The 8,621-nt window shown below is 65.1% G+C and carries 9 protein-coding genes and 1 pseudogene; 4 read left to right on the top strand and 6 right to left on the bottom strand.

What is annotated here, in order from left to right:
- Positions 1–55: 55 nt before the first annotated feature.
- Positions 56–544 carry an ankyrin repeat domain-containing protein gene (locus Q0V34_RS20290; protein ID WP_297516082.1) on the bottom strand — a complete coding sequence of 163 codons (489 nt, stop codon included), beginning with the start codon at positions 542–544 and terminating at the stop codon, positions 56–58.
- Here Q0V34_RS20290 and Q0V34_RS20285 point away from each other — a divergent pair.
- Complete coding sequence (locus Q0V34_RS20285; protein ID WP_297516079.1) at positions 530–673, top strand: hypothetical protein; 144 nt, start codon at positions 530–532, stop codon at positions 671–673. The genes Q0V34_RS20290 and Q0V34_RS20285 overlap by 15 nt on opposite strands.
- A 206-nt stretch (positions 674–879) precedes the next feature.
- Here Q0V34_RS20285 and Q0V34_RS20280 read toward each other — a convergent pair whose 3' ends face one another.
- The 4 genes from Q0V34_RS20280 to Q0V34_RS20265 are packed head-to-tail and all read right to left on the bottom strand — an operon-like array spanning position 880 to position 5,311.
- Positions 880–2,520 (bottom strand): GMC oxidoreductase, encoded by a 1,641-nt coding sequence (locus Q0V34_RS20280; RefSeq protein ID WP_297516076.1) that lies wholly within the window; start codon positions 2,518–2,520, stop codon positions 880–882.
- Positions 2,520–3,329: an SDR family oxidoreductase gene (locus tag Q0V34_RS20275; RefSeq protein ID WP_297516073.1), complete on the bottom strand. Its 810-nt coding sequence runs from the start codon at positions 3,327–3,329 to the stop codon at positions 2,520–2,522. Before Q0V34_RS20275 ends, Q0V34_RS20280 begins: the two co-directional genes overlap by 1 nt.
- Positions 3,330–3,389: 60 nt before the next feature.
- Positions 3,390–4,481, bottom strand: a complete 1,092-nt coding sequence (locus tag Q0V34_RS20270; RefSeq protein ID WP_297516070.1) for a glycosyltransferase family 1 protein — start codon at positions 4,479–4,481, stop codon at positions 3,390–3,392.
- Positions 4,481–5,311, bottom strand: coding sequence for a UDP-2,3-diacylglucosamine diphosphatase (locus tag Q0V34_RS20265; protein ID WP_297516067.1), 831 nt, complete (start codon positions 5,309–5,311; stop codon positions 4,481–4,483). The genes Q0V34_RS20270 and Q0V34_RS20265 overlap by 1 nt, the downstream gene beginning before the upstream one ends.
- A 295-nt stretch (positions 5,312–5,606) precedes the next feature.
- Between Q0V34_RS20265 and Q0V34_RS20260 the strand changes: the two genes are divergently transcribed.
- The 3 genes from Q0V34_RS20260 (at position 5,607) to Q0V34_RS20250 (ending at position 8,310) form a co-directional block, all read left to right on the top strand.
- Positions 5,607–6,236, top strand: coding sequence for a TetR/AcrR family transcriptional regulator (locus Q0V34_RS20260; RefSeq protein WP_297516064.1), 630 nt, complete (start codon positions 5,607–5,609; stop codon positions 6,234–6,236).
- A gap of 83 nt (positions 6,237–6,319) precedes the next feature.
- A complete protein-coding gene (locus tag Q0V34_RS20255) occupies positions 6,320–7,027 on the top strand; it encodes a hypothetical protein (protein WP_297516061.1) in 708 nt (235 codons plus the stop codon).
- 77 nt (positions 7,028–7,104) lie between these two features.
- Positions 7,105–8,310 (top strand): XRE family transcriptional regulator, encoded by a 1,206-nt coding sequence (locus Q0V34_RS20250; protein ID WP_297516058.1) that lies wholly within the window; start codon positions 7,105–7,107, stop codon positions 8,308–8,310.
- Between the two features lie 176 nt (positions 8,311–8,486).
- On the opposite strand, the pseudogene Q0V34_RS20245 reads toward Q0V34_RS20250, so the two are convergent.
- Positions 8,487–8,558 (bottom strand): annotated as a pseudogene (locus Q0V34_RS20245) (hypothetical protein); the annotation flags it as partial.
- Positions 8,559–8,621 lie beyond the last annotated feature (63 nt).

Genomic DNA, 8,621 nt, shown 5'->3' with positions numbered 1-8,621 from the left:
TCAAGCGTCAGAGCTTCGAAATCCGTCTTGCGCTAAAGGGGGCGTCCACAGATGGTTAGCCGCCCTTCCACTTTTGATGTTCTCGGATGGAAGACGCCAACTCATGGTACCCGCTAACATCCGCAGTCTCGGAAGGTAGTTGCCCCCCGTCGTTGCGAAGCTCGGTCGAAGCTCCCGCCGCGAGTAGAGCGATCGTCACAGATCGATTGCCCTCCAAAGCCGCGTAGTGGAGTGGCGTGTAACCAAGATCGCCTTTTGCGTTGATGTCGCTCCCCAGCCGTAGCAGGTCCCAGACATCTTCCACCCTTCCTGCAAAAGCGGCTCGGTGAAGCAGCATGTCGTCATCGCTGTCGCGGCTATCGATGCTGACGAACAGCCTCTCCCCTGGCCACTCGTAGGAAGCAGCGATCTGGTCGAGCGTGCGGTCCGTGTATTTGGGGTCTCGCCCTCGTCGCAAACCTTTTGATCGCATGGCCACCCGCTCGACCTGAAGGCGAATGGTCGCGCAAACGTCTAATGGCCGCAAGGGGTGGTTGGCGCACATTGCTCCCTCTCCCATAGGGAGAGGGTTGGGGTGAGGGGTTACAGCGTCCGACGGAGTGCCGGCACGCCGTCAGCCCTCGTAACCCCTCACCCTCCCACCGCTTCGCGCTGGGCCCCTCCCTCTCCCTGAAGGAGAGGGAGCCAAGGTCCGACTAGGGTCGAAAGCCGACCGCCGCGTCGGGTGCGATCCTTAAATCTCTTCGAGGCTCAGCCCTGCGATCGTCGCGCCGTGAGATCTAAGGATGGCTCCCCCGCCGAGGGCGGGGGGAGTTCCTACGAAGGGATCGCCCACCCGAAACCCGCGCTCCATGAGAGAGGGGTTTCGACCAACGCCCCTCACGCCAACGCCTCGCCCTTCTTGTGCGCCTTCGGCCGATCCACCCCCGCCGCCACGGCCGCCGGCGGCGTATGCGCGCCAAGGCGGTCGATCAGGTGGTCGCCGACCCGCATCGCGTTGGCGATCGTGGTCAGGGTGGGGTTCACCGCGTTCGACGACACGAAGAAGCTGGTGTCGACCACATAGAGATTGTCCAACTCGTGGGCCTTGCAGTCGCGGTCCAGCACCGACGAGGCCGGATCGGCGCCGAACCGGGTCGTGCCGCACTGGTGGGCGGTGCCGTACAGCGGCAGCAGCGAGTCGACCTGGAAGTGGTGCTGCGAGATCGGATGGGCGTGGTCGACGAAGCCGTCCAGCGACTCCCGCAGGATCCTCACCAGCCGGTCGTGGCCCTCCAGATTGCCGAACGTGTAGTCCAGCGAGACGCGGCCGTCGGGATTGAGCCGCACGCGGTTGTCGGCCTGGGGCAGGTCCTCGGAGATCACGAGCATCGACAGCATCCGCTCGGCCGCCGCGCCCGACAGCGCGTCCGGCACCAGGGCCGGCGGCAGCCAGTCGGCGACCTGGCCCTCCAGGGTCTGGCCGGACATGTATTCCAGGAGCTGGATGTGCCCCATCGGCAGGTCGTAGCCGCCCTTCGGATCGCCCCAGTAGAAGTCGTTGACCGCCAGGGTCTTCGGGAAGGTGACGTTCTCGCGCCGCAGGGTCATCGAGACCACGGCCGAGGAGTTGTGGAACATGTAGTTGCGGCCGACCTGGTCGGAGCCGTTGGCCAGGCCGTTCGGGTGGGCGGCGTTGGCCGAGGCCTGCAGCACCACGGCGGTGTTGGCCGCCCCGGCCGCCAGCACCACGATGTCGCCGCTCCAGGTCTCCTCGCCGTTTTGCGTATGGCAGACCACCTGCTTCACGGTCTTGCCCGACGGATCGGTCTCCAGCCGCAGCACCTTGCGGCCGGTCAGCAGGGTGACGTTGGGCAGGGCCATCAGCGGCTCGACCGCGATCGTCCGCGCGTCGCACTTGGCCTTGACCAGGCAGGGATAGCCGCCGCAGGTCTTGCACTTGATGCAGGGCGAGGTGACCGGATGGGCCTGGTCCAGCTTGACGCCCAGCGGCAGCGAGAACGGCCGCCAGCCTTGCGTCTCCCAGTGGCCCTTCAGCGCCGCGACGCCCGGATCGTGATGGACGGCGGCATAGGCGTAGGGCGGTTCGTCGCCTTCCTCGGTCGGGTCCTCGCCGCGCGCGCCGTGCACCTGCCACAGGGTCTCGGCCTCGGCGTAGTAGGGGGCCAGGTCCGTCAGGCTGATCGGCCAGGCCGGCGAGACGCCGCCGGCGTGCTTGACCTCGGTGAAGTCGCGGCCGCGCATCCGCATCAGGGCCGCGCCGTAGAAGCTGGTGTTGCCGCCGACCCAGTAGTGGGTGTTGGGCGTGAACGGGTGGCCGTTCTTGTCGTACCAGCGCTCCTGGGTGCGATAGCGGCGCTGGATGAAGACCGACTTCGGATCCCAGTTCTCGGCCTCGCGCGGCAGGTGCTCGCCGCGTTCCAGGATCAGGATCGACTTGCCGGTCGGGGCCAGGCGCTGGGCTAGGGTTCCGCCGCCGGCGCCCGAGCCGATGATCACGATGTCGAAGTGGCTGGGCATCAGTCCTCCAAGTGATACTTGGCCGAGGCGCGCATCAGGATCGCGCGTGTCAGGCCCATCGGCAGCAGGCGCAGAAGGGCGGCGGCCAGGGCGTTGTGCCAGCCGGGAATGATCACCACGCGCCCGGCGTCGTTGGCCTTCAGCGTGGCGGCCACCACCTGGTCGGCGGTCTGGAACAGGCGGCGCGGCGAGGCGTCCATCACCTCGGCCGTGCCGTTTGCGGCGGCGAACTCGGTGATCGTGAAGCCGGGGCAGACGGCGGTCACCTTCAGCCCGCGCGGCCCGTACTCGGCGTCCAGGGCCTGGCTGAAGGTCAGCATCAGGCTCTTGGCCCCCGGATAGAGGCTGTGGCCGGCGACCCCGGGGGCGAAGGCGGCCATCGAGGCGACATTGACGATCCGCCCGCCGCCGCGCGCGACCATGCCGGGGATCACCCCGTGCGCCAGGCCGCAGGCATTGACCACCAGGGTCATCAGGAAGTCGCGCTGCCGTTCCCAGGGCACGGCCGCGAAGCTTTCGGCGATCGAGAAGCCGGCGTTGTTGACCAGCATGTCGACCTGGCGGCCGCGCGCCGTGATCGCGCCGAGGATCGCTTGGGGCGCGTCGGCTAGGGCCAGGTCCTGCGGGATGGCGAAGGCCTCGACCCCGTGCGCCTCAGCGAGCGCCGCGCCCAGGGCCTCCAGCCGGTCGGCCCGCCGGGCGGTCAGCGCCAGATCGTAGCCGCGCGCCGCCAGGGCGCGGGCGAACGCCTCGCCGATGCCGGACGAGGCGCCGGTGACGAGGGCGAGCGGACGAGCGGCAGGGGGCATGGGCGGCGCCAACGGACGGTTGCGCTAGCCCTCACCGGAAACGTGACCAGAAAAAGGCGGTTAGGCCGCCGTCTTCTTCCGCAGGCGCGCCAGGCGCCGTAGCCGGCGCCAGAAGCGGGTCTTTTCCGGCTCGGGATAGGGCTGCAGGTTGCGGAAGAACTCCTCGGCGCAGGCGCGCCACGAGAACTTCTCGGCGAACTTGCGCACCACGGCCCGGTCCAGCTCCAGGCACGCCAGGCACGCTTCCTTCAGGCCGTCGGTCTGGCCCGGGGCCAGGACCCCGGCGTTGGAGCCCGGGATGATGTCCACCGGTCCCGGAGCCGAGAAGGCCGCCACCGGCACGCCGGCGGCCATGGCCTCCAGGATGACGAGGCCGAAGGTATCGGTGAGGGACGGGAAGCAGAAGACGTCGGCGCCGGCGAAATAGCGGGCCAGCTCGTCGCCGAACTTGGCGCCCAGGAACTTCACCTCGGGATACTTCTCGGCCAGCTCCTCGCGCTGGGGGCCGTCGCCGATGACGACCTTGGTGCCGGGCAGATCCAGGCTCGCGAAGGCCTCGATGTTCTTCTCGACGGCCACCCGGCCGACATTGAGGAAGATCGGCCGCGCCAGGCCCTCGAACACGTCGGGATCGCCCGGCTGGCGGGGCTTGAAGATGTCGGTGTCGACGCCGCGCGACCAGGGCGACAGGTTGCGGAAGCCGTGCTTGGCCAGCTCGTCGCGCATGGTCGGCGTCGCCACCATCAGCCGGCCCGACGGTTTGTGGAACCAGCGCATGTAGGTGTAGCCGGCCGCCAGCGGCAGCGGCAGCCGGGCCGAGACATATTCGGGGAACTTGGTGTGGTAGCTGGTCGTGAACGGCAGCTTCCACTCCAGGCAAATGCGCCGCGCCGCCAGGCCGATCGGCCCCTCGGTTGCGATGTGGATCGCCTCGGGCTCGAACGACTTGAAGCGCTCCTGCACCGGCTCATAGGCGCCGATGGCCAGCTTGATCTCGGGATAGGTCGGCAGCGGGAAGGTCGGGAACTGGTCCGGGCTGACGACATCGACCTCGTGGCCCATGGCGCGAAGCTCGTCGACCACGCGGGTCAGGGTGCGGACCACCCCGTTGACTTGAGGCTCCCAGGCGTCGGTCGCGAGCAGAATACGCATCAGGCGGCGGCCGGCTCCGGCAACGGCTCGTCCGCCACGGCGCCCGTCGCGCGCGCGCGATCGATCACCGACCACGAGCGCAGCTTGGCCCATTCCAGGATCTCGAGCCGGCCGTCGGCGTGCTCGGCCAGGGCCGTGCAGCTTTCGACCCAGTCGCCGTCGTTCACATAAGCGATGCCGTCGATGTCGCGCATCTCGGCCTTGTGGATGTGACCGCAGATCACCCCGTCAACCCCCCGACGCCGCGCTTCGTCGGCCACGGCGGCCTCGAAGTTCTCGATGAACTGCAAAGCGTTCTTCACCTTGACCTTCAGATACGCCGACAGACTCCAGTAGCCGAACCCCAGGCGCCGCCGCAGGCGATTCACCACGGTGTTCAGCATGAGGATGGTTCTATAGGACCAATCCCCGAGGAAGGCGAGCCACTTGGCGTGCTGCACGACGCCGTCGAACTCGTCGCCGTGCACCACCAGATAGCGCTTGCCGTCGGCCGCCTCGTGGATCACGTCGCGCGCCACGATCACCCCGCCGAAGTGGGTGCCGCAGAAGTCGCGCACCCGGTCGTCGTGGTTGCCGGGCACATAGATCACCTCGGTGCCCTTGCGCGCCATGCGCAGGATCTTCTGCACCACGTCGTTGTGCGCCTGCGGCCAGTGCCAGCCGCTGCGCAGCTTCCAGCCGTCGATGATGTCGCCGACCAGATAGAGCTTCTCGCACTCGATGTGGCGGATGAAGTCCAGCAGGAGCTCGGCCTGGCAGCCGCGCGTGCCCAGGTGCAGGTCGCTGATGAAGACCGAGCGATAGCGGCGGACGGCGAGGTCGGCGCTCATGATCGTAACCCCCGGATGGCGCCGCCCATCGCTCCGTCCCCGGATCGGAAAAATGGCGGCCAACGGCAGGCGATTAAGCTGATTGCATGTCGCTTTAATGAAATGGAAACACGGCCAGGCGGCCTTCGATTCCGGCCGCTCCGGCCCGGTCCGACCCGCGCGCCGCCCCCGATCGCCCACGAAACGAGCGATTTTCGCCAAACTGTCAAAAGTCCGGGCGCCCGCGCCAGCCCTTTGCCCGTCGGGGATTGGTCTAGCTGTTGCGGTGCAGCATCGCTCGCACTAGATCACCCCCATGGACGCCGCCCGCCTCGCCAAGGATACGCCCAAGTCGCAGAAGACCCGCGCGCGGATCCTCGACTGCGCCATGCGGCTGATCGCCGAGATCGGCTATCACGCGGCCACCAACCCGGCCATCGCCGACGCGGCCGGCCTGACGCGCGGGGCGATGCTCTATCACTTCCCGACGCGCGAGGCCCTGGTCGAGGCCGCCGTGGCCCACATCCAGGCCGAGCGCTCGGCCCTGTTCCGCGCCGCCGCCGACGGCCTGCCGCCCGGCGCCGACGTCACCGAGCACGCGATCGACAGCTACTGGGACTTGCTGCACAGCGTCCCCTTCCAGGCCTTCGCCGAGCTGGAGGCCGCCGGCCGCACCGACCCGGCCATCCACGCCCTGCTGGCCCCCGCCCAGGCCGAGTTCGACCGCGCCCAGGCCGGCGACCACTTCCTGAAGATCCTCCACGCCGGCGCCGGCCCCCGGTTCCAGGCCAGCCGCGACCTCGCGCGCTTCATGCTGGAGGGCCTAGCGCGGACGACCCTGACCTACGACAAGGACGGCCGCAAGGAACGCCTGCTGGCGGTGATCAAGCGGGCGACGCACATGCTGAATAGGAAGGGGGATGTGCAGGATTTGTGGCCGGAGTAGGCCAAAGCGCCCGAAACTTCCAGGGTCATCTTGTAATACGCAAAAAATCATGATTAATTTCCCGGACAACGAGGAGAATCATCGTGATCGATGTGCGCCGCGCAATTCTGGATGCCCTGCCGAAGGATTTGCTGCTCGATCTTGAGGATCGACTGCGCGCCGAGGCGCTGAAAGCTCACGAGGTCGTTCAACGCGAGCTGCCGTTGAATTCGAAGCGCAGCCGTGAGGCCGAGGGGCAAATCCGCTTTCGGCTTCAGGAGCAGGGGTATGAAGAAGTCGTCCAGGTTCACGGCGGCGTTTTGATCACCAGCGGATTGATGTTAGGCACCGACCTAAAGGTGTTTCAGCCCTTCGCCAGATTTGCTGGGCCGGAGGTCGGTGTCATTCTGGGATTCGCCGCGATGCCGGAGCCTGGCAAGCTCCCTGCGAAGAATATGTCGCGGGCGGCGGGCGTGACGCTAAACCTAACGCTACAGCCTGGCCTCTTCGTCGATGGGACCACGCCACAGCCTGCTGACATTTTTGCTCTCTTCCTGACGGCGCGTGACCGTCAGAGAGCCGGGATGATTGAAGAGATTGCCGTTGGGGTCATCGGCTCTAGCTATAAAGACTACGTCTTCTACGAATCGCTCGAAGCCCTTCTCACGGGCTACGTCGCGGCCCCCACGAAGGTCGATAAAGAAGCTCCGACCGAAGAGTATGGCAAGGTGGTCAAGCTTCGTGACAAGCGGCGCTTGTTTATTCCGCCCGAAAGCGTGCCAGACACCGAAGTAGACGATGCCGACGACTAGGTCTAGGCGACCTCTTCTAAGGCAATTGGGGGGCTGCTCCGCGTTTTAGGTCGTGGAGCCGGCGGGATTCTGACATCATGCGTATCGGCACCTCGGGATTTATCCCGGCACGACTGACTCAGCTTCGCGAAGCGCGGCGCGTTGCAACCAAGTCCGCTTTGGCGCGGCGTCTTGGCGTAAGTCCTACTTCGGTGTCGCGTTGGGAGGACGAGTTTGCGGACCAGAGCCCCGATCCGGCAACCCTAGTCCGCCTGGCCCGAGAGCTTCAGGTTCGGCCGGAGTTCTTCCTGCGCGAGCCTTTTAAGAGCGAAAAGCCGACGTTTCTGCGATCGTTGGCGAGTACGTTAGTTCGGGACCTGAACTATCAAAAAGCCCAGATGGAGTGGCTACAAGAAATCAGTTTTGTGCTTAGCCACTACGTTGATCTGCCTCGGGTGGATATTCCCGACGTTTTGGAGGGGGCGAGCTACACCGATCTTCGTGACGACGATATCGAGGCGATCGCGCTCCGACTCCGGAGTCATTGGGGTTTGGGTGATGGACCCAGCGGTGACGTAGTCGCGCTAATGGAGCGCATTGGTATCGTTGTTGCGACGATACCAATGAATACTACTAAACTGGATGGGTTGTGCAGTTGGTCGCCTTTTGATGGCCGTCCTCATGTCCTTTTGGCTACGGACAAGATGTCATTTCCTCGTCGGCAAATGGACGCGGCGCATGAACTAGCTCATACAATTCTTCATCAGAATGTTCCGGAGGAAGAGTTCGAGGCTAATCTACGTATTATTGAGCGACAGGCTTTCCGTCTCGGTAGCGCCTTTCTCATGCCCTCAACCACCTATCCACACGAGGTGAAGCGGCCTTCGTTGGCCATGTTTACAACCCTTAAAGAGCGCTGGCGGGTTTCTATTAAGGCGCAAATTAAGAGACTGTCGGATTTGGACATCCTGTCGGAAGATTATACTCGCCAGCTATATAAACTTTATTCTGCAAAAGGGTGGTCGAATGCTGAGCCCTTGGATCAGCATTGGGCATTGACTGCGCCGAGAGCGCTTCGGGATAGCCTCAATCTGATCGTCGACAATGGCGTTCGTGGAAAAGAAGATTTGCTGGCCACGGAGTTCACCATTTCGGCAGCTGATCTTGAGACGCTTTGCGGATTGCCCAATGGATGGTTTGAGCGTGAGGCGGCGGAGGTTGTGTCCTTGAAGTCAGTTGAAGGGCAGCGGTCTGAACGTTCCGCCTCGGGCGAAATAATTCCATTCCCGGTACGTCGGCGTTAGGGGCTGGCTTGGCTATCGATGAGCACCAAGGCGTGAAACGCCTCCTCATTTGACAGCTGTTGTTAGCGCAGGTCTGAAGCGTTCTAAGCCGACGCCCTCCGCGTCGGAGAGGTCCTTACATCTCTTGGAGGCCGCAGCGTGCAGGGCTGATCGGGTTGGTCAAGGACGGCTTCGCCGCCGCGACGCGGCCGCCCGCAGGGCGGTCCTTGAGCAACCCGATCAGCCCTGCGATCGTCTCGCCGTGAGATGTAAGGCGGGCTCCCTTCCGGCGGGCGGAAGGCGCTTTCACGCTTGCCAAGAATAACCGTCAT

It is taken from the genome of uncultured Caulobacter sp. (genome assembly GCF_947036865.1).
Classification (GTDB): Bacteria; Pseudomonadota; Alphaproteobacteria; order Caulobacterales; family Caulobacteraceae; genus Caulobacter.
This window is presented reverse-complemented; position numbering and strand designations above follow the sequence as displayed.